Genomic DNA, 19,528 nt, shown 5'->3' on the forward strand with positions numbered 1-19,528 from the left:
TATATCGTTTGTCGCTGCACCGCATGCCGCGAATAATCCGCCCCAGGTTAGCCATTCACAAAGAGGCAAAGAGGTTCGCATGAGTATCGAATTCAACGGTAAGAAACTGCTGGTGGTCGGTGGCAGCAGCGGGATGGGGCTTGAAGTGGCACGTGCAGTGCTCGCAGGCGGCGGCAGCGTGGTTATCGTCGGTCACCGCCCGGAAAAGACCGAAGCGGCACGTGAAGCGCTGTCCGCTTTGGGGCCTGTCAGCGCATTGGTCGCCGACCTGGCCAACGAAGACGCCGTTGCCAGACTGATCGAAACGCTCGATGAGCGGCATGCCGACATCGACCTGTTGGTCAATGCCGCTGGGGTGTTCTTCCCCAAGCCGTTCCTCGAACACCAAGGCGCTGATTACGATCAGTACATGAAGCTCAACAAGGCATTCTTCTTCATCACCCAGAAGGTCGCGGCGAACATGGTCGCCGACGGACGCCCGGGCGCCATCGTCAACATCGGCTCCATGTGGGCCAGGCAAGCCATCGCCGCAACTCCATCCACGGCGTACTCCATGGCCAAGGCAGGCCTGCACGCGTTGACACAGCACCTGGCGATGGAGCTGGCGCCGAAAAACATTCGCGTCAATGCCGTTTCGCCTGCGGTGGTACAAACGCCGATCTACGAAGGTTTCATCCCTAAAGCCGAAGTGCACGGCGCTTTGCAGGGGTTCAACAGCTTCCACCCGATCGGCCGTGTCGGTACCCCTCAGGACGTCGCTGAAGTCATCGCGTTTCTGCTGTCCGACAAGGCCAGCTGGGTCACCGGTGCCATCTGGGATGTCGATGGCGGCGTGATGGCGGGGCGCAACTAGTTGCTCGGCGCTGCTCAGCGAGCGCGCCAACACTTGAGGTATTGCGCCATGATGAAAGACAGGAACGGTTATCGTACGTACCGGCCTGCCTCGGCGTTGCCAGCGCCCAGAACGCAGGGGCGGCACAGGTGTACTCGGCGCGTGTGCCCGATGCGCACGCTCAACTTCCCGACGCTTGATGTTCATGGGGCCGGTATGGCCCCATGACACCTTTCCAGGACCTTGCACATGCTCGTCAATGCAGACTTTTCCCAACCTGCCGTCGTTCTGGCCGACGATTACCAATGGGTAACCTCCCCGCAGCAGGGAGTGGAGCGGGTGATGCTGGACCGGCTTGGTGGTGAAAAAGCCAGGGCGACGAGCATCGTGCGCTACGCACCTCATTCCAGCTTCCCTCGCCACACTCACCCGGGCGGCGAGGAAATTCTTGTGCTTTGCGGAACATTCTCGGAAGGCGAACAGCATTACCCGGCTGGTTACTACCTGCGCAATCCGCCAGGTTCGAGCCATCAGCCCTCCAGCCACGAGGGGGCGATCATCTTCGTCAAACTGTGGCAGATGAAGCCTGACGATCATGCCTCGGTTTGCATCGACACCCGAAACCCTGTCTGTTGGGTACACCAGGAAGGGCGCGCTATCTGTGCGCTTTTCCATAGCGCCCATGAACAGGTCAGCCTGCAGCGGTTGGCGCCGGCAGCGCCCTTGCTCATCCCGCCGGTGGCTGGTGCCGAACTGCTGGTCGTCACTGGCGAGGTCGCGGCTTGCGGGAAAACGTTGCGTAGCGGTAGCTGGATGCGGCAACCCAAAGGGCTTGAGCTGCACCTGACGGCGGGTGGCCAGGGCGCCACGGTATACCTCAAGACCGGGCACCTGGCCGACACGCCTGGGCACCGGTGAACCACGAAAACGCAATCGGGTCCCAGGCCAGGGAAGCGATCAACACTCCCAGAAGATCCGTTGAAGCTCCTTGCTGTCCCGGGGCCTGGTCATCGCCACCATCGCCAGGATCCGCGCCTTTGAGATGGTTGTTGTGTCGCGCAGGGCTTCAGGCAGGTTTCGTACCAGTTGCGCGGGCGGGCCTTGTGGGCGCGCGCTCCATTCGAGATTGCGAACACACGCAGGAAAAGACGTTCGGCTTTTCGGAAAAAATCTGGATAAACTGCCCCAGGCTCGACTTGACCTCCGCCAGTAAAACGGATTTGACAAACCCCGGTCCTGTTTCCATAGTTAGTCAACGCAAACGTTTGCGATCCGACAAAAAACATAAGATCCGGAGTCATCGTCCATGAAACTGCCGTTCCCCGGTCGTCTGCTGGCCCTCGCGGTCATTTCCTCGTTGTCCTTCGCCCTGCCGCTCTCTGCCGCTCACGCCGAAGACAAGCCCAAGGTCGCCCTGGTCATGAAGTCGCTGGCCAACGAGTTCTTCCGCACCATGGAAGACGGCGCCAAGGGCTACCAGGCAGCCCACGCCGGCGAGTTCGAGCTGATCGCCAACGGCATCAAGAACGAGACCGACACCGGCGAGCAGATCCGCATCGTCGAGCAGATGGTCAACGCGGGCGCCAAGGCCCTGGTCATTGCCCCGGCCGATTCCAAGGCGCTGGTGTCGGCGGTGAAGAAGGCCATGGACCAGGGCGTGGTGGTGATCAATATCGACAACCGCCTGGACCCGGCGCTGCTCAAGAGCAAAGGCATCAGCGTACCCTTCGTAGGCCCCGACAACCGCAAGGGCGCGCGCCTGGTCGGCGACTACCTGGCCAACGAGAAGCTCAAGGCCGGCGACCAGGTCGGCATCATCGAAGGCGTGCCGACCACCACCAACGCCCAGCAACGTACCGCCGGCTTCAAGGACGCCATGGACGCCGCGCAGGTCAGGATCGTCTCGGTGCAGAGCGGCAACTGGGAAATCGACAAAGGCAACGCCGTCGCTGCCTCCATGCTCAACGAATACCCCGACCTGAAAGCCCTGCTGGCCGGCAACGACAGCATGGCCCTGGGCGCCGTGTCGGCCGTGCGTGCCGCCGGCAAGACCGGCCAGGTGCAAGTGGTGGGCTACGACAACATCAACGCCATCAAGCCGATGCTCGCCGATGGCCGTGTGCTCGCCACCCTCGACCAGGCGGCCAGCCAACAGGCGGTGTACGGCATCCAGGCGGCGCTGAAAATGGTCAAGGGCGAGAAACCCGACGTGGATGCTGACAACGTCATCCAGACCCCGGTCCGACTCATCACCAAGCCCTGATCGCTGGCAGGAGAAACGGCCATGCCTGCAGCGGCCAATGAAGTGGTGCTCACCGCCAGCGGGCTGGGCAAGACCTACGCCCAGCCCGTACTCGGTGAGGTCAGCCTGGACCTGCGGGCCGGCGAAGTGCTGGCCCTGACCGGCGAGAACGGCGCGGGCAAGAGCACCCTGTCCAAGCTCATCAGTGGCCTGGAAACCCCCACCACCGGGCACATGCGCTACCGCGGCCAGGCCTACGCGCCCGGCAGCCGCAGCGAGGCCGAGCACCTCGGCGTGCGCATGGTCATGCAGGAGCTTAACCTGCTACCCACGCTGACCGTGGCGGAAAACCTGTTCCTCGACAACCTGCCCGGCCGCTTCGGCTGGATCAGCCAAAAGCGCCTGCGCCAACTGGCCATGGCCGCCATGGCCCAGGTCGGCCTCGACGCCATCGACCCGGACACCCCGGTCGGCGAGCTGGGCATCGGCCACCAGCAGATGGTCGAGATCGCCCGCAACCTGATCGGTGACTGCCATGTGCTGATCTTCGACGAGCCCACCGCCATGCTCACCGCACGCGAGGTGGAGCTGCTGTTCACCCAGATCGAGCGCCTGCGCCAACGTGGCGTGGCCATCGTCTACATCTCCCATCGTCTGGAAGAGCTGCAACGCGTGGCCCAGCGCATCGTCGTGCTGCGCGACGGCAAGCTGGTGTGCGACGAGCCGATCCAGCGCTACAGCAGTGCCGAACTGGTCAACCTGATGGTCGGCCGCGAGCTGGGCGAGCATATCGACCTGGGCCGCCGGCAGATCGGCGCGCCGCTGCTCAAGGTCGACAAGCTCAGCCGTGCCGACAAGGTGCGTGAAGTGTCGTTCGAGGTCAGGGCAGGGGAGATCTTTGGCATCTCCGGCCTGATCGGCGCCGGCCGTACCGAACTGTTGCGCCTGATCTACGGCGCCGACCGTGCCGACAGCGGCAGCATCGCCCTCGGTCAGCCACCGCAGGCGGTTACCATCGACTCGCCCAAGGCTGCCGTACAGGCCGGTATCGCACTGATCACCGAAGACCGCAAAGGCGAGGGCCTGCTGCTGACGCAGTCGATCAGCGCCAACATCGCCCTGGGCAACCTCGGCGCAGTATCGCGGGCCGGTGTGCTCGATGGCGAGGCCGAAAGGGCCTTGGCCGAGCGCCAGATCCAGGCCATGCGCATTCGCAGTGCCGGCCCGCAGCAGGTGGTAGGCGAGTTGTCCGGTGGCAACCAGCAGAAGGTGGTGATCGGCCGCTGGCTGGAGCGCGACTGCCAGGTGTTGCTGTTCGACGAGCCCACCCGTGGCATCGACGTCGGCGCCAAGTTCGACATCTATGGCCTGCTGGCCGAACTGGCGCGCCAGGGCAAGGCCCTGGTGGTGGTGTCCAGCGACCTGCGCGAGCTGATGCTGATCTGCGATCGCATCGCCGTGCTGTCGGCCGGTCGCCTGATCGACACCTTCGAGCGTGACCATTGGAGCCAGGACCAGCTGCTGGCCGCGGCCTTTGCCGGTTATCAGAAACGTGACGCACTGCTGCATGACGCAGCTCCCAGGATGGATGCATGAAAACCACCCCGCTCGATAGCCAAGGCGCCGCACCGGTGCGCCGCAGTGGCACCTACTTTGGTCTGGGTACCTACCTGGGCCTGGCTGGCGCCTTGCTGGCGATGATCGTGCTGTTCTCGTTCCTCAGCAGCCATTTCTGGTCGTACAACACCTTCAGCACCCTGGCCAACCAGATCCCTGACCTGATGGTGCTGGCGGTGGGCATGACTTTCGTGCTGATCATCGGCGGCATCGACCTGTCGGTGGGCTCGGTGCTGGCGCTGGCGGCCTCGACGGTCAGCGTGGCGATCCTCGGCTGGGGTTGGGGCGTACTGCCTTCGGCCCTGCTGGGCATGGCCGTGGCCGCGCTGGCCGGCAGTATTACCGGCGGCGTCACCGTGGCCTGGCGCATACCGTCGTTCATCGTCTCGCTCGGCGTGCTGGAAATGGCCCGCGGCCTGGCCTACCAGTTCACCGACTCGCGCACCGCCTATATCGGCGATGCCTATGCCTGGTTCTCCAACCCCATCGCATTTGGCATCTCGCCGGCGTTCATCATCGCCTTGCTGGTGATCGTGCTGGCCCAGTTGGTGCTGACCCGCACGGTATTCGGCCGCTACCTGATCGGCATCGGCACCAACGAAGAAGCCGTGCGCCTGGCCGGCATCGACCCGCGCCCGTACAAGGTGCTGGTGTTCGCCCTGATGGGCCTGCTCGCCGGCCTGGCCGCGCTGTTCCAGATCTCGCGCCTGGAAGCCGCCGACCCCAATGCCGGCTCCGGCCTGGAGCTGCAGGTGATCGCCGCCGTGGTAATTGGCGGCACCAGCCTGATGGGCGGGCGTGGCTCGGTCATCAGCACCTTCTTTGGCGTACTGATCATTTCGGTGCTGGCCGCCGGGCTGGCGCAGATCGGTGCCAGCGAACCGACCAAGCGCATCATCACCGGGGCGGTGATCGTCATCGCCGTGGTGCTCGACACTTACCGTAGCCGGCGCGCAGGCCGGCGGAACTGAGAACATGGCAACCATTAAAGACGTCGCGGCACTGGCGGGCATTTCCTACACCACCGTGTCCCATGTGCTGAACAAGACCCGGCCGGTCAGCGAGCAGGTGCGGCTGAAAGTCGAAGCCGCCATCGCCGAACTCGATTACGTGCCCAGTGCCGTGGCCCGTTCGTTGAAAGCGCGCAGCACGGCCACCATCGGCTTGCTGGTGCCCAACAGCGTCAACCCGTACTTCGCCGAACTGGCGCGGGGTATCGAAGACGCCTGCGAACGCAACGGCTACTGCGTGATCCTGTGCAACTCCGACGACAACCCGCAGAAGCAGCGCAGCTACCTGCGCGTGCTGCTGGAAAAACGCATCGACGGCCTGGTGGTGGCCTCGGTGGGGCAGGACAGCGACCTGCTGCAAAGCCTGGCTGGCGTGCGCACGCCAATGGTAATCGTCGACCGCGAACTGGACGGCGTCGATGCCGACCTGGTGCGCATCGACCACGAGCAGGGCGCCTACCTGGCCACCCAGCACCTGCTGGGGCTTGGCCACCGCGACATCGCCTACATTGGTGGCCCCGCCGAGACCGGGGTTACCCAACTGCGTCTGAGCGGCTTCCGTCGCGCCATGGCCGAGGCCGGCGCTGCGGTGCCGGGCAACCGCGTGCTGCACTGCGACTTCACCAGCCCCGGTGGCCATGCAGCGGCAACCCGGTTGCTGGAGGGCAAGCGGCCCACGGCGATTTTCGCCGGCAACGACATGATCGGTTTCGGCGTGCTGCGCGCCGCGGCCGAACGCAATGTCAACGTCCCCGCCGAGCTGTCGGTGATCGGCTTCGACGACATCGAACTCAGCCGCTATGTGTACCCGCCGTTGACCACGGTGGGCCAGTCGATCCGCGCGTTGGGCGAGAGCGCCGCGTCGCTGTTGCTGGCGCGTATCGGCACACCTCGGCAGGGCGCGGCAGAGCAACGTATCGTCGCCCCGCGCATCGTGCTGCGCGAATCCACCGGGCCGCGCCCGGACCTGTTCAACGATTACCGCTAACGCTAAGGAAATGTCATGAATGCCAAGGTTGTGGTGGTCGGTAGCCTCAACATGGACCTGGTGGCCCGCGCCCAGCGCCTGCCCCGGGCCGGCGAAACACTCCCCGGTGAAAGTTTTTGCACCGTGCCGGGTGGCAAGGGGGCCAACCAGGCGGTGGCGGCGGCGCGCCTGGGCGGCAGCGTGGCGATGATCGGCAACGTCGGCGACGATGCCTACGGCCAGCAACTGCACCGGGCCTTGTATGTAGAAGGCATCGACTGCCAGGGCGTCATCACCTGCCAGGGCGTGTCCAGCGGTGTGGCGCTGATCACCGTGGATGCCGCCAGCCAGAACTGCATCGTCATCATCCCCGGTGGCAACGGCCTGCTGACGCCGCAGTCGGTGCAGCGTTTCGATGCGCTGCTGCAGGCGGCCGAGGTGATCATCTGCCAGTTGGAAGTACCTGCCGACACCGTGGCCTGGACCCTGGCCAGGGGGCATGAACTGGGCAAGCAGGTGATCCTGAACCCGGCGCCGGCGACCGGCCCGTTGCCGGCGGACTGGTTTGCCCACATCGACTACCTGACACCCAACGAAAGCGAGGCCGAGGCCCTGACCGGCGTCGCGGTGACCGACCTGGACGCTGCCCGGCGCGCCGGCGAGCGCTTGCTGCAGCTGGGCGCGGGCAAAGTGATCATTACCCTGGGCGCGCAAGGGGCCTTGCTGGTCACGGCCAAGGGCCACCAGCATTTCCCTGCACCGCTGGTGCAGCCGCTGGACACCACCGCTGCGGGTGACACTTTCATTGGTGGCTTTGCTGCTGGCCTGGTACGCGGCCTGGAGGAGGGTGACGCCATCGCCTTCGGCCAGCGCGCCGCCGCCCTGTCGGTCACCCGCGCCGGTGCCCAGCCGTCGATTCCCTACCTGGCGGAGCTGACGCCATGAAGAAAACCCCACTGCTGAACGTCGCCCTGTCGCGGACCATTGCCGGCATGGGCCATGGCGACATCCTGGTGATCGGCGATGCCGGGCTGCCGGTGCCACCGGGGGTCGAGCTGATCGACCTGGCCGTTACGCCTGGGTTGCCGGATTTCGCCGGCGTGCTACGGGCGGTGCTGAGCGAGTTGCAGGTAGAGCGCCATGTGCTGGCCGAAGAGATGCAGAAAGTGGTGCCGCCAGCGCTGGTCGAGATCGAGCGCCTGAAAGGCAAGCTGGGCAAGCGCGAATGGCTGAGCCATGAAGACTTCAAAGTGTTGTCGCGCAGTGCCCGTGCGGTCGTGCGCACCGGCGAGTGCCAGCCCTACAGCAACATCGCGCTGATCTCCGGCGTGACTTTCTAGCTCGTGTCCTGGCCAGCGCAGCCCCCCTGTGGGAGCGGGTTCACCCGCGAACACCGGCGAAGCCGGTGCCATTCACCGCATTGCTTTCTTCGCGGGTAAACCCGCTCCCACAGGGATTTGCAGTGTTTTTGGAATACTAATCCAGGCAACAGGAGTGCCGCCCATGCTCAAACCCTTGCTACAAGGAATCGCCTTCATGGCCGCAGCCTCCACCCTCCAGGCCGCCCCGATCGACCTGATCATCGATACCGACCCCGGCGCCGACGACGTGGTCGCGCTGTTCCTGGCCATGGCCTCGCCCGACCAGCTCAACATCCGCGCCATCACCACCGTGGCCGGCAACGTGCGCCTGGAAAAAACCTCGCGCAATGCCCGCCTGGCCCGCGAATGGGCCGGCCGCGAAGACATCCCCGTATACGCCGGCGCCGCGCGTCCGCTGGTGCGCAAGCCGATCTACGCTGCCGACGTCCACGGCGAAGAAGGCCTCACCGGCATCCAGGTCCACGAACCGAAAGCGCCGCTGGCCCAGGGCAATGCCGTGCAATACCTGGTCGACACCCTGGGCGCCGCCAAGCCCCACAGCATCACCGTCGCCATGCTCGGCCCACAGACCAATCTGGCCCTGGCGCTGATCCAGCGCCCGGACATCGCCAAAGGCATCAAGCAAGTGGTGGTCATGGGCGGTGCCCATTTCAACGGCGGCAATATCACCCCGGCGGCGGAATTCAACCTCTATGCCGACCCGCATGCCGCCGAAGTGGTGCTGGCCAGCGGTGTGCAACTGACCTACCTGCCGCTCGACGTCACTCACCAGCTGCTGACCAGCGACGCCCGCCTCAAGCAACTGGCAGCCGTCAACAACCAGGCCAGCAAACGGGTGGTGGATATCCTCAACGCCTATATCACCCACGACATGGACCTGTACGGCATGCCCGGCGGCCCGGTGCACGACGCCAGCGTCATCGCCTACCTGCTCAAGCCCGAGCTGTTCAGTGGCCGGCGCATCCACATGAGCATCGACAGCCGCGAAGGCCCCAGCTTCGGCCAGACCCTTGCCGACTGGTACGGTGTGCTCAAGCAGCCTGCCAACGTGATGTGGGTGGAGCAGGGCGATGCCCAGGGCCTGTTCGACCTGCTCAGCGCCCGTTTGGCGCGATTGGAATAGCCGTATGCGGCGCGAAACGCTCGAACACCTGGTCGATGAAGCCGCGTGCCGCCTCCGCGCCGCGATCACGCACCAGCAGGTCGATGGCAATCAACAGCAACTCTTCCGGTGTGCCAGGGCTGTACGCGCTCTGGCCCTCGGCCCATTTGACCTTGATATCGGCAACGATGCTGTGGCTGCTCATGAAAGGCTCTCGCTTGGGGCCCGGGACGAAGGGGCGAACACCTGACCCTGGTGTTCGAGGGAGGCGGGGTGCGCCCCACTTCTTGCACTAAATCATGACTTTGCGTCAGTGACCTTGCGGCTTAAGCATATGGCATACACAGCGGCTTGTGCAAAATCCGGTGACGATTGCGTTTTCGCCTCTGCCGCTGAGTTCAGGCAGACTTGAGCGGTTTTGCAACAAAAGATGAGCGGAACTGTCGGATCAGGCAGTTCCCGGACCGATTTAGGAGGCTTCATGTTCCGTACCCGTGCTTACCTGGCAACCCTGGCGGTGGCTGCTGTCCTGGCTGGTTGCAGCACTGGTGGCAATTCTGCTGGTGGCGCTGCGCCAGCAGGTAACGATGGCCGTTGCGAAGCCAGCGGCGCCGATTTCGCCATTGGCAAGCCAGCCAGCGCCGAGCTGCTGGAGCAGGCGCGCAAGGCCAGTGGCTCGCAGATGGCGCGTATTCTCAAGCCGCACGACGTGGTCACCCTGGAGTACCGCTCCGAGCGCTTGAACCTGAATGTGGACGAGCAGGGCAAGGTGATCCGCGTCAACTGCGGTTGATACAGCCAGGAAGATGGACGCGGTCCTTGTGGGAGATCGCCCAGCCCTTTGCGCTGCGCTGTCGCGTAGAGAACTGAATTTGCAAGCGGTCCGCGTACCCTGTGGGAGCGGCTTTAGCCGCGAAGAATCCAACGCGATGCATGGCACCGGCTGCGCCGCTGTTCGCGGCTAAAGCCGCTCCCACAAGAAAAGCCGCGCCCGCATGGGGCATCTCCGTCAGCCCATGCAAACACCATAAAAAAACCCGCCACAAGGGCGGGTTTTTTTACAGCTATCCGAATTACTCCGGACGAACCTGTGCAGCCTGCATGCCCTTCTGGCCGCGCTCGGCGACGAAGGAAACAGTCTGGCCTTCTTTCAGGCTCTTGAAGCCGTCAGATTCGATGGCTTTGAAGTGAACGAACAGGTCGTCGCCGCCGCCTGCTGGGGTGATGAAGCCGTAGCCTTTCTCATCATTGAACCATTTGACGGTGCCTTGTTGGCGATTGGACATGGGTGAATCTCCAGAACATTTAGTTTTTTCAGTGGTGCAATGCGGCCGAGGCTACGGAGCACGGGATACATCATAGTCTAATTCTGCGCATCTAGCGCCTTTTACCTTCGCAGGATCTTGATCCAGCTCAAAGAATGGCTGGCCGGCTCTGGCTTTAAGGTTTCAGCTCTTCGCTGCGCAGGCCTGTTTCACGACCATCTGGGCCTTCTGCATCAACTTGGCGTCCACGCCGTCCTTGCTGTCGAGGTCGGCAATCTCTGCGTCGGTGAAGTTCTTTTTGATGGCTTGTGCGCCACAGTCGCAGTGCTTTTTCGCGGTCGCAGCGTCAACGCCCTGGCCGCTGGCCACTTGCGTGCACTGGGTCATGTAGGCGGCCTCCTTCCCGGCCGGGAAGTTGCCGGCGTTCGCAGCCATGGGCAGCAGTAGCGCTGCAGCGGCCGCCAGAGCCAGAAGAGACGGAACTCGCATAACCAGTTACTCCTTGGGTTAAGGTCACATCAAGAGTAGGTTGCTTCCCAAGGTCTGATAGGAATTTTTCCGCGTAAGTTCACCACTGCGGCGTAATTTCCAAATATTTCTGCCTGCCATGCAAGCCGCGTGCTAGCATGCCCGGCTTGCAGCTGACAATGTGCAGCTTGCAGCTATCTTTTTCTTTCCAGTCACTCTGGTTCGTCCCTGACAAGCCGAAAGGCTTCTGCCACTGTGAGGCAGGCTTCCCGCCGCGGAAGGCAGGCCGGATCTTGTACTGGCTCATCCCAACCCACGTGACCTTTGGTAGGGGTCACCACTAGGAGAGGAGGCGCCATGCCCGTTATTACTCTTCCCGATGGCAGTCAGCGTTCGTTCGATCATGCCGTATCCGTAGCCGAAGTTGCCGCATCCATCGGCGCCGGCCTGGCCAAGGCCACCGTGGCCGGCAAGGTCGACGGCAAGCTGGTCGATGCCTGCGACCTGATCAGCAACGACGCCACCCTGCAGATCATCACCCCTAAAGATGAAGAGGGACTGGAGATCATCCGTCACTCGTGCGCCCACCTGGTCGGCCACGCAGTGAAACAGTTGTACCCGACCGCCAGGATGGTGATCGGCCCGGTCATCGACGAAGGCTTCTACTACGACATCGCCTACGAGCGCCCCTTCACCCCTGAAGACATGGCCGCCATCGAAAAGCGCATGATGGAGCTGATCGACAAAGACTACGACGTGGTCAAGAAGATGACCCCGCGTGCCGAAGTCATCGACGTGTTCAAGGCCCGTGGCGAAGACTACAAGCTGCGCCTGGTCGAAGACATGCCGGACGAGCAGGCCATGGGCCTGTACTACCACGAAGAATACGTCGACATGTGCCGCGGCCCGCACGTGCCGAACACCCGCTTCCTCAAGGCATTCAAGCTGACCAAGCTGTCCGGCGCCTACTGGCGCGGTGATGCCAAGAACGAGCAGCTGCAACGCGTGTACGGCACCGCCTGGGCCGACAAGAAGCAGCTGGCGGCGTACATCCAGCGCATCGAAGAAGCGGAAAAGCGCGACCACCGCAAGATCGGCAAGCAGCTCGACCTGTTCCACCTGCAGGAAGAAGCGCCGGGCATGGTGTTCTGGCACGCCAACGGCTGGACCGTGTACCAGGTACTCGAGCAGTACATGCGTCAGGTCCAGCGCGTCAACGGCTACCAGGAAATCAAGACCCCGCAGGTTGTCGACCGTATCCTCTGGGAGCGTTCCGGCCACTGGTCCAACTACGCCGAGAACATGTTCACCACTTCGTCGGAAAGCCGTGACTACGCGGTAAAACCGATGAACTGCCCGTGCCACGTGCAGGTGTTCAACCAGGGCCTGAAGAGCTACCGCGACCTGCCGCTGCGCCTGGCCGAGTTCGGTGCCTGCCACCGTAACGAGCCGTCCGGCGCCCTGCACGGCATCATGCGCGTGCGTGGCTTCGTACAGGATGACGCGCACATCTTCTGCACCGAAGAACAGGTGAAGAAAGAAGCTGCCGACTTCATCAAGCTGACCCTGGACGTGTACAAGGACTTCGGCTTCACCGACATCGCCATGAAGCTGTCGACCCGCCCGGCCAAGCGCGTGGGTTCCGAAGAGCTGTGGGACCGTGCCGAAGGCGCACTGGCCGACGCCTTGAACGAATCGGGCCTGGAGTGGGAATACCAGCCGGGCGAGGGCGCCTTCTACGGCCCGAAGATCGAGTTCACCCTGCGCGACTGCCTCGGCCGTAACTGGCAGTGCGGTACCCTGCAGTACGACCCGAACCTGCCGGAACGCCTGGATGCCAGCTATATCGCCGAAGATAACAGCCGGGTTCGCCCAGTGATGCTGCACCGCGCCATCCTCGGTTCGTTCGAGCGCTTCATCGGCATGCTGATCGAGCACTACGCTGGCGTGTTCCCGGCCTGGCTGGCACCCACCCAGGCGGTGATCATGAACATCACCGACAAACAGGCCGATTTCGCCCTCGAGGTGGAAAATACCCTGAACGGTAGCGGTTTCCGTGCCAAGTCGGACTTGAGAAATGAGAAGATCGGCTTTAAAATCCGCGAGCATACTTTGCTCAAGGTCCCGTACCTTTTGGTTATAGGGGATCGCGAAGTCGAAACACGAACCGTCGCTGTGCGTACTCGCGAAGGCGCAGACCTGGGCTCCATGCCCGTCGCCCAGTTCGCTGAGCTCCTGACACAAGCGGTTTCCCGGCGTGGTCGCCAAGAATCGGAGTAATGACTATTAAGCGTGAAATGAGAAACGATAAGCGTGCTGTACCGAAGGCCCCGATCAACGAGAATATCTCGGCCCGCGAGGTTCGGTTAATTGGCGCTGATGGCGAGCAGGTTGGCATCGTCTCGATTGATGAAGCGCTTCGTATCGCTGAAGAAGCGAAGCTGGATCTGGTGGAGATCTCTGCAGACGCGGTACCGCCTGTCTGCAAGGTGATGGACTACGGCAAGCACCTCTTCGAGAAGAAGAAGCAGGCCAACGAAGCCAAGAAAAACCAGAAACAGATCCAGATTAAAGAAATCAAGTTTCGTCCAGGGACGGAAGAAGGGGATTACCAGGTAAAACTACGCAACCTGGTACGTTTCCTTACCGATGGGGACAAGGCCAAGATCTCTCTGAGATTCCGTGGCCGTGAGATGGCCCACCAGGAGCTGGGCATGGAGCTGTTGAAGCGGGTCGAAGCCGACCTCGCCGAATACGGCGCCGTTGAGCAGCATCCGAAGATGGAAGGACGCCAGCTTATGATGGTCATCGCCCCCAAAAAGAAGAAGTAATCTCCCGGGCACGGCAGGCCTGATGATTATTGTGTAATTTTATCGAATGCGGAGTTCCAACATGCCAAAAATGAAAACCAAGAGCGGTGCTGCGAAGCGCTTCCTGAAGACCGCTTCCGGCTTCAAGCACAAGCACGCTTTCAAGAGCCACATCCTGACCAAAATGTCGACCAAGCGTAAGCGTCAACTGCGCGGTGCCAGCCTGCTGCACCCGTCTGACGTGGCAAAAGTCGAGCGCATGCTGCGCGTACGTTAATTCTGGTTTAGATAGAGGAAGTTACTCATGGCTCGTGTTAAGCGTGGCGTCATCGCTCGTAAGCGTCACAAGAAAATTCTGAAACTGGCTAAAGGCTACTACGGTGCACGCTCGCGCGTATTCCGCGTTGCCAAGCAGGCTGTCATCAAGGCTGGTCAATATGCCTACCGTGACCGTCGTCAGAAGAAGCGTCAGTTCCGCGCACTGTGGATCGCTCGTATCAACGCCGGTGCCCGCACCAACGGTCTGTCCTACAGCCGTCTGATTGCTGGCCTGAAAAAGGCTTCGATCGAAATCGACCGTAAGGTTCTGGCCGATCTGGCAGTGAACGAAAAAGCGGCGTTTGCTGCGATTGTCGAGAAAGCTAAAGCCGTTCTGGCTTAAGTACCCGCGACAATCACCCGGCGGCGCTAGCGCCGTCGGGCATTGAACGTCATCGATAGGGGAAGAGCCTTCAAAGCTCTTCCCCTATTTTCGTATCTGGAGTCTGTACATGGAAAACCTGGATGCGCTGGTCTCGCAAGCCCTGGAGGCCGTCGAGCGCGCTGAAGACATCAATGCCCTGGAACAGATCCGGGTCAATTATCTCGGCAAGAAAGGCGAGCTGACCCAGGTGATGAAGACCCTGGGCAACCTGCCAGCCGAAGAGCGGCCGAAAGTCGGCGCGCTGATCAACGACGCCAAAGAGCGCGTCACCGTTGTGCTCAATGCCCGCAAGGCCGCCTTCGAAGAAGCCGAGCTCAGCGCTCGCCTGGCTGCCGAATGCATCGACGTCACCCTGCCAGGCCGCGGCCAGGCCACCGGTGGCCTGCACCCGATCACCCGTACCCTCGAGCGCATCGAGCAGTTCTTCACCCACATCGGCTACGGCATCGCCGAAGGCCCAGAGGTGGAAGACGACTACCACAACTTCGAAGCGCTCAACATCCCCGGCCACCACCCGGCCCGGGCGATGCACGACACCTTCTACTTCAATGCCAACATGCTGCTGCGCACCCACACCTCGCCGGTGCAGGTACGGACCATGGAGTCCTCCCAGCCGCCCATCCGCATTGTCTGCCCGGGCCGCGTATACCGCTGCGACTCGGATATCACCCACTCGCCGATGTTCCACCAGGTCGAAGGCCTGCTGATCGATCGCGATATCAACTTCGCCGACCTCAAGGGCACCATCGAAGAATTCCTGCGCGTGTTCTTCGAAAAAGAACTGGCGGTACGTTTCCGCCCATCGTTCTTCCCCTTCACCGAGCCGTCCGCCGAAGTCGACATCCAGTGCGTGATGTGTTCCGGCAACGGCTGCCGCGTGTGCAAGCAGACCGGCTGGCTGGAAGTGATGGGTTGCGGCATGGTGCACCCGAACGTGCTGCGCATGTCTGGCATCGACCCTGAAGAGTTCCAGGGCTTCGCCTTCGGCATGGGCGCCGAGCGCCTGGCCATGCTGCGCTACGGCGTCAACGATTTGCGTCTGTTCTTCGACAACGACCTGCGGTTCTTAGCCCAATTCCGCTAGGCCCGATCGACGCACTTTCCAGGAGAAGAACAGCATGAAATTCAGTGAACAGTGGCTGCGCGGTTGGGTAAACCCGCAAGTCTCCCGTGACGAACTGGTCGCCCGCCTGTCCATGGCCGGCCTTGAAGTCGACAGCGTTACCCCCGCTGCCGGCCAGTTCAGCGGCATCGTCGTGGGCGAAATCCTCGCCACCGAACAACACCCGGACGCCGACAAGCTGCGCGTATGCCAGGTAAGCAACGGCCAGGAAACCTTCCAGGTCGTGTGCGGCGCGCCTAACGCCCGCCCAGGCATCAAAATCCCGTTCGCCATGATCGGCGCCGAACTGCCTGGCGACTTCAAGATCAAGAAGGCCAAGCTGCGCGGCGTCGAGTCCTTCGGCATGCTGTGCTCGGCTGCCGAACTGCAGATCAGCGAAGAGAACGACGGCCTGCTGGAACTGGCGGCCGACGCCCCGGTTGGCGAAGACATTCGCCAGTACCTGAGCCTGGACGACGCCAGCATCGAAATCGGCCTGACCCCGAACCGCGGTGACTGCCTGTCCATTGCCGGCCTGGCCCGCGACGTCAGCGCCCTGTACGACACCCCGGTCACCCGCCCGGTAGTGCCAGCCGTAGCGGCAGCCCACGACGAAGTGCGCCCGGTCGAAGTCAGCGCCCCGGCCGCCTGCCCACGCTACCTGGGCCGTGTCATCCGCAACGTCGACCTGAGCAAGCCGACCCCGCTGTGGATGGTCGAGCGCCTGCGCCGCAGCGACGTGCGCAGCATCGACGCCGCCGTCGACATCACCAACTACGTGATGCTCGAACTCGGCCAGCCGATGCACGCCTTCGACCTGGCAGAAATCAACGGCGGCATCCGCGTACGCATGGCTGAAGAGGGCGAGAAACTCGTCCTGCTCGACGGCCAGGAAGTCGCCCTGCGCGCCGACACCCTGGTCATCGCCGACCACACCCGCGCCTTGGCCATCGCCGGCGTCATGGGTGGCGAGCACAGCGGTGTGAACACCGAAAAAACCCGCGACCTGTTCCTCGAAAGCGCCTTCTTCGAGCCGATCTCCGTCGCCGGTAAAGCCCGTTCCTACGGCCTGCACACCGACGCCTCGCACCGCTACGAGCGCGGCGTCGATTCGCAACTGGCCCGCGAAGCCATGGAGCGCGCCACCCAGCTGCTGCTGGACATCGTCGGCGGCGAAGCCGGCCCGGTGGTCGAAGCCGTGAGCGAACAGCACCTGCCGCAAGTGGCCCCGGTCACCCTGCGCGCCGAACGCATCACCCAGATGCTCGGCATGGAAATGGACCCAGCCCAGGTCGAGCAACTGCTCAACGCCCTGGAGCTGACTACTACCAAGACTGAAGAAGGGCAGTGGACCGTCAACGTCCCAAGCCACCGCTTCGACATCAGCCTGGAAGTGGACCTGATCGAAGAGCTGGCCCGCCTGTACGGCTACAACAACCTGCCGGTCCGCTACCCGCAAGCCCGCCTGGCCCCACAAGGCAAGCCGGAAACCCGCGGTGACCTGCCGACCTTGCGCCGCCTGCTGGTTGCCCGCGGCTACCAGGAAGCCATCACCTACAGCTTCATCGACCCGAAACTGTTCGAACTGTTCAGCCCGGGCGTAGAGCCGCTGCTGCTGGCCAACCCCATCTCCAGCGACATGGCCGCCATGCGTGCCTCGCTGTGGCCGGGCCTGGTCAAGGCACTGCAGCACAACCTGAACCGCCAGCAAGACCGCGTGCGCCTGTTCGAAAGCGGCCTGCGCTTCGTCGGCCAGCTCGGCGACCTGCAGCAGCAGCCGATGATCGCCGGCGTCGTCACCGGCAGCCGCCTGCCAGAAGGCTGGGCCAACGGCCGCGACGGCGTCGACTTCTTCGATGTGAAGGCCGACGTGGAGGCCCTGCTGGGGTACTCTGGCGCCCTGAGCGACTTCACCTTCAGCGCCGGCAAGCACCCAGCCCTGCACCCAGGCCAGACCGCCGCCATCGAGCGTGACGGCAAACTGGTCGGCTACCTCGGTGCCATCCACCCAGAGCTGGCCAAAGCCCTGGACCTGGACCGCCCGGTGTTCCTGTTCGAGCTGGTGCTGGGCGACGTGGTCGAAGGCCGCCTGCCGAAATTCAGCGAGCTGTCCAAGTTCCCGGAAACCCGTCGTGACCTGGCTTTGATCGCAGGACGTGATGTAGCTTCTAGCGCGGTGCTTGAAGTAATTCGTGACAATGCAGGCGAATGGCTTACAGACCTCAGGCTGTTTGACGTCTACCAAGGTAAAGGCATTGATCCTGATAGAAAAAGCCTTGCCGTCGGCTTGACCTGGCAGCATCCATCGCGCACTCTTAACGACGATGAGGTGAACACTACCCTGCAAAACATCCTCACCTCGCTTGAACAAAGGTTGAACACCACGTTAAGGAAATAACGGCATGGGTGCTCTGACGAAAGCTGAGATGGCCGAAAGGCTGTACGAGGAGCTGGGGCTTAACAAGCGTGAGGCCAAGGAATTGGTCGAGCTGTTTTTTGAAGAAATTCGGCACGCACTTGAAGAGAACGAGCAGGTCAAGCTGTCCGGTTTCGGCAACTTCGACCTTCGCGACAAACGCCAGCGGCCGGGCCGCAACCCCAAGACTGGGGAAGAAATCCCGATCACCGCACGGCGCGTCGTCACCTTTCGTCCAGGGCAGAAGTTGAAGGCCCGGGTTGAGGCCTATGCTGGAACCAAGCCATAACGACGAACTGCCCCCGATACCGGGCAAAAGGTACTTCACCATCGGTGAGGTGAGTGAGCTTTGTGCGGTGAAACCGCACGTGCTGCGGTATTGGGAGCAGGAGTTCGATCAGCTCAATCCCGTGAAGCGGCGGGGGAACCGGCGGTATTATCAGCGGCAGGATGTGCTGATGATTCGCCAGATTCGTGCGCTGCTTTATGACCAGGGGTTCACCATTGGCGGGGCTCGGTTGCGGCTCTCCAGTGATGAGGCCAAGGATGAGTCGAGCCAGTACAAGCAGCTGATTCGGCAGATGATTGTTGAATTGGAGGATGTGTTGGTGGTGTTGAAGAAGTGAGCTGTTTGCTGGTGAATGAATTTTTTTGAGAAAAAGCTTTCATTTATCAGGAGGTTAGGGTAGATTCTTCATCGTTCTCAGAGGTAATGAGAATGTAGTCGGGGCGTAGCGCAGCCCGGTAGCGCACTTGCATGGGGTGCAAGGGGTCGAGTGTTCGAATCACTCCGTCCCGACCAAATAACTCCAAAGAATCCAGTCACTTAGCGGTGACTGGATTTTTTTATGGCCGACATTTTTTCTCCGAGCGCGTTTTTTCACGGCGAACAGCGCGCCGAACAGCATCAACCCACCGAGCAAGACTACCTGCGCCGACCAGCTTGCCGACAGGCCCACGGCAATGAGCGCAGGTAGCCCGGCCAGGGCGATTGCCCAGATGAAGGCTGCTCGGCCATCGGGTAGATGACCACGCCTCTTGCCGGTGATATGGGGAGCAAACGATTGGACGATGCCGTAGCCGATTACCCAGGCGGCCAAGAAACCGCCGACCAGCCAGAAGTCCCAGCCAAACGCAGAGCTCAGGTACACCGGCAGTGCGACGACGAACCAGATATCCCGCGCACCGAACAAAAACAGCCGTGCGGCCGACAGGATGTTGATGGCCTGGCTCTTGGACAGCATGTCGCGGAACTTCGGTTTGGCCTTGGCTTTGCCCAAGTCCTTTTTCAGCAGGATCAAACTGCCGATCCAGATCAGGGCCAGCACCACCGCCATGGCCAGTACCGCCTGGGTGAACCCGAGCAGGGCGAGCAGGGCTCCCCCGAGGAAGAAGCCCACGCCTTTGAGCGCGTTTTTCGAGCCCGTCAGGATGGCCACCCATTTGTAGAGGGTGCCTTGCTGGCTGTCCGGCACCAGCAGCTTGATGGCGCTCTTGGCGCTCATCTTGTTCAAGTCCTTGGCGATACCGGACAGCGCCTGGGCAGCCATCACCCAGGGCACAGTCAGCCAGGCTGCCGGCACCGTAAGCATCAGCAAGGCCAGTACCTGCA

23 protein-coding genes, 1 tRNA gene and 1 pseudogene are annotated in these 19,528 nt (G+C 62.4%); 19 read left to right on the plus strand and 6 right to left on the minus strand.

Features of this window, described 5'->3' with window-relative positions; translation table 11 throughout:
- Positions 1-79 precede the first annotated feature (79 nt).
- Positions 80-853 (plus strand): SDR family NAD(P)-dependent oxidoreductase, encoded by a 774-nt coding sequence (locus FQ664_RS12290; RefSeq protein WP_144172154.1) that lies wholly within the window; start codon positions 80-82, stop codon positions 851-853.
- A gap of 228 nt (positions 854-1,081) precedes the next feature.
- Entirely contained in the window at positions 1,082-1,750 is a 669-nt protein-coding gene (locus FQ664_RS12300; protein WP_144172155.1) for a cupin domain-containing protein, read from the plus strand.
- Between the two features lie 39 nt (positions 1,751-1,789).
- Here FQ664_RS12300 and FQ664_RS27800 read toward each other — a convergent pair.
- A pseudogene (locus FQ664_RS27800) lies at positions 1,790-1,870 on the minus strand (hypothetical protein); the annotation flags it as partial.
- Between the two features lie 268 nt (positions 1,871-2,138).
- Here FQ664_RS27800 and FQ664_RS12310 point away from each other — a divergent pair.
- The 7 genes from FQ664_RS12310 (at position 2,139) to FQ664_RS12340 (ending at position 9,173) form a co-directional block, all read left to right on the plus strand.
- Positions 2,139-3,095, plus strand: coding sequence for a sugar ABC transporter substrate-binding protein (locus FQ664_RS12310; protein ID WP_144172157.1), 957 nt, complete (start codon positions 2,139-2,141; stop codon positions 3,093-3,095).
- A gap of 21 nt (positions 3,096-3,116) precedes the next feature.
- A complete protein-coding gene (locus FQ664_RS12315; protein ID WP_144172158.1) occupies positions 3,117-4,670 on the plus strand; it encodes a sugar ABC transporter ATP-binding protein in 1,554 nt (517 codons plus the stop codon).
- Complete coding sequence (locus FQ664_RS12320) at positions 4,667-5,662, plus strand: ABC transporter permease (RefSeq protein WP_051097705.1); 996 nt, start codon at positions 4,667-4,669, stop codon at positions 5,660-5,662. The genes FQ664_RS12315 and FQ664_RS12320 overlap by 4 nt, the downstream gene beginning before the upstream one ends.
- Positions 5,663-5,666: 4 nt before the next feature.
- The gene (locus FQ664_RS12325) at positions 5,667-6,689 is read left to right on the plus strand and encodes a LacI family DNA-binding transcriptional regulator (protein ID WP_144172159.1); all 1,023 of its coding nucleotides are present in this window, start codon (positions 5,667-5,669) and stop codon (positions 6,687-6,689) included.
- Between the two features lie 15 nt (positions 6,690-6,704).
- A complete protein-coding gene (rbsK, locus tag FQ664_RS12330) occupies positions 6,705-7,613 on the plus strand; it encodes a ribokinase (protein ID WP_144172160.1) in 909 nt (302 codons plus the stop codon).
- Entirely contained in the window at positions 7,610-8,008 is a 399-nt protein-coding gene (gene rbsD / locus FQ664_RS12335) for a D-ribose pyranase (RefSeq protein ID WP_144172161.1), read from the plus strand. Before rbsK ends, rbsD begins: the two co-directional genes overlap by 4 nt.
- 163 nt (positions 8,009-8,171) lie before the next feature.
- Positions 8,172-9,173 carry a nucleoside hydrolase gene (locus FQ664_RS12340; RefSeq protein WP_144172162.1) on the plus strand — a complete coding sequence of 334 codons (1,002 nt, stop codon included), beginning with the start codon at positions 8,172-8,174 and terminating at the stop codon, positions 9,171-9,173.
- On the opposite strand, the gene FQ664_RS12345 is transcribed toward FQ664_RS12340, so the two are convergent.
- Positions 9,145-9,357, minus strand: coding sequence for a hypothetical protein (locus tag FQ664_RS12345; protein ID WP_144172163.1), 213 nt, complete (start codon positions 9,355-9,357; stop codon positions 9,145-9,147). The two genes, FQ664_RS12340 and FQ664_RS12345, sit on opposite strands and share 29 nt — an antisense overlap.
- 276 nt (positions 9,358-9,633) lie before the next feature.
- Between FQ664_RS12345 and FQ664_RS12350 the strand changes: the two genes are divergently transcribed.
- Complete coding sequence (locus FQ664_RS12350; RefSeq protein WP_063912422.1) at positions 9,634-9,945, plus strand: I78 family peptidase inhibitor; 312 nt, start codon at positions 9,634-9,636, stop codon at positions 9,943-9,945.
- 280 nt (positions 9,946-10,225) lie between these two features.
- Here the strand turns inward: FQ664_RS12350 and FQ664_RS12355 are convergent, their stop codons facing one another.
- The 3 genes from FQ664_RS12355 to FQ664_RS27235 all read right to left on the minus strand — a co-directional run bounded on the left by FQ664_RS12355 (position 10,226) and on the right by FQ664_RS27235 (position 11,192).
- Positions 10,226-10,438 (minus strand): cold-shock protein, encoded by a 213-nt coding sequence (locus FQ664_RS12355; RefSeq protein WP_003250656.1) that lies wholly within the window; start codon positions 10,436-10,438, stop codon positions 10,226-10,228.
- A gap of 162 nt (positions 10,439-10,600) precedes the next feature.
- Positions 10,601-10,906 (minus strand): hypothetical protein, encoded by a 306-nt coding sequence (locus FQ664_RS12360; RefSeq protein WP_144172164.1) that lies wholly within the window; start codon positions 10,904-10,906, stop codon positions 10,601-10,603.
- A 79-nt stretch (positions 10,907-10,985) separates the two neighbouring features.
- On the minus strand, positions 10,986-11,192 hold the full coding sequence (locus tag FQ664_RS27235; RefSeq protein ID WP_178090983.1) for a hypothetical protein: 207 nt from the start codon (positions 11,190-11,192) through the stop codon (positions 10,986-10,988).
- A 50-nt stretch (positions 11,193-11,242) separates the two neighbouring features.
- Between FQ664_RS27235 and thrS the strand changes: the two genes are divergently transcribed.
- From thrS to FQ664_RS12405, 9 genes are all read left to right on the plus strand, one after another.
- On the plus strand, positions 11,243-13,165 hold the full coding sequence (gene thrS / locus FQ664_RS12365; protein ID WP_144172165.1) for a threonine--tRNA ligase: 1,923 nt from the start codon (positions 11,243-11,245) through the stop codon (positions 13,163-13,165).
- Entirely contained in the window at positions 13,165-13,716 is a 552-nt protein-coding gene (infC, locus tag FQ664_RS12370) for a translation initiation factor IF-3 (protein WP_016711338.1), read from the plus strand. Before thrS ends, infC begins: the two co-directional genes overlap by 1 nt.
- A 61-nt stretch (positions 13,717-13,777) precedes the next feature.
- The gene (rpmI, locus tag FQ664_RS12375; RefSeq protein WP_003250667.1) at positions 13,778-13,972 is read left to right on the plus strand and encodes a 50S ribosomal protein L35; all 195 of its coding nucleotides are present in this window, start codon (positions 13,778-13,780) and stop codon (positions 13,970-13,972) included.
- Positions 13,973-13,999: 27 nt separating this feature from the next.
- Entirely contained in the window at positions 14,000-14,356 is a 357-nt protein-coding gene (gene rplT / locus FQ664_RS12380) for a 50S ribosomal protein L20 (RefSeq protein WP_003250671.1), read from the plus strand.
- Between the two features lie 109 nt (positions 14,357-14,465).
- Positions 14,466-15,482, plus strand: a complete 1,017-nt coding sequence (gene pheS / locus FQ664_RS12385) for a phenylalanine--tRNA ligase subunit alpha (protein WP_051097696.1) — start codon at positions 14,466-14,468, stop codon at positions 15,480-15,482.
- Between the two features lie 34 nt (positions 15,483-15,516).
- Positions 15,517-17,898, plus strand: coding sequence for a phenylalanine--tRNA ligase subunit beta (gene pheT / locus FQ664_RS12390; RefSeq protein ID WP_144172166.1), 2,382 nt, complete (start codon positions 15,517-15,519; stop codon positions 17,896-17,898).
- A gap of 4 nt (positions 17,899-17,902) precedes the next feature.
- Complete coding sequence (gene ihfA, locus FQ664_RS12395; RefSeq protein WP_003250679.1) at positions 17,903-18,205, plus strand: integration host factor subunit alpha; 303 nt, start codon at positions 17,903-17,905, stop codon at positions 18,203-18,205.
- Complete coding sequence (locus FQ664_RS12400) at positions 18,186-18,542, plus strand: MerR family transcriptional regulator (RefSeq protein ID WP_003250681.1); 357 nt, start codon at positions 18,186-18,188, stop codon at positions 18,540-18,542. Before ihfA ends, FQ664_RS12400 begins: the two co-directional genes overlap by 20 nt.
- A 99-nt stretch (positions 18,543-18,641) precedes the next feature.
- Positions 18,642-18,718 (plus strand) — tRNA-Pro (locus FQ664_RS12405).
- Here the strand turns inward: FQ664_RS12405 and FQ664_RS12410 are convergent.
- Positions 18,702-19,528, minus strand: an 827-nt coding sequence (locus tag FQ664_RS12410; protein ID WP_256675928.1) for an MFS transporter, incomplete at its 5' end; no start/stop codon positions are given. The two genes, FQ664_RS12405 and FQ664_RS12410, sit on opposite strands and share 17 nt — an antisense overlap.

It is taken from the genome of Pseudomonas persica, assembly GCF_900291015.1.
Lineage (GTDB): Bacteria > Pseudomonadota > Gammaproteobacteria > Pseudomonadales > Pseudomonadaceae > Aquipseudomonas.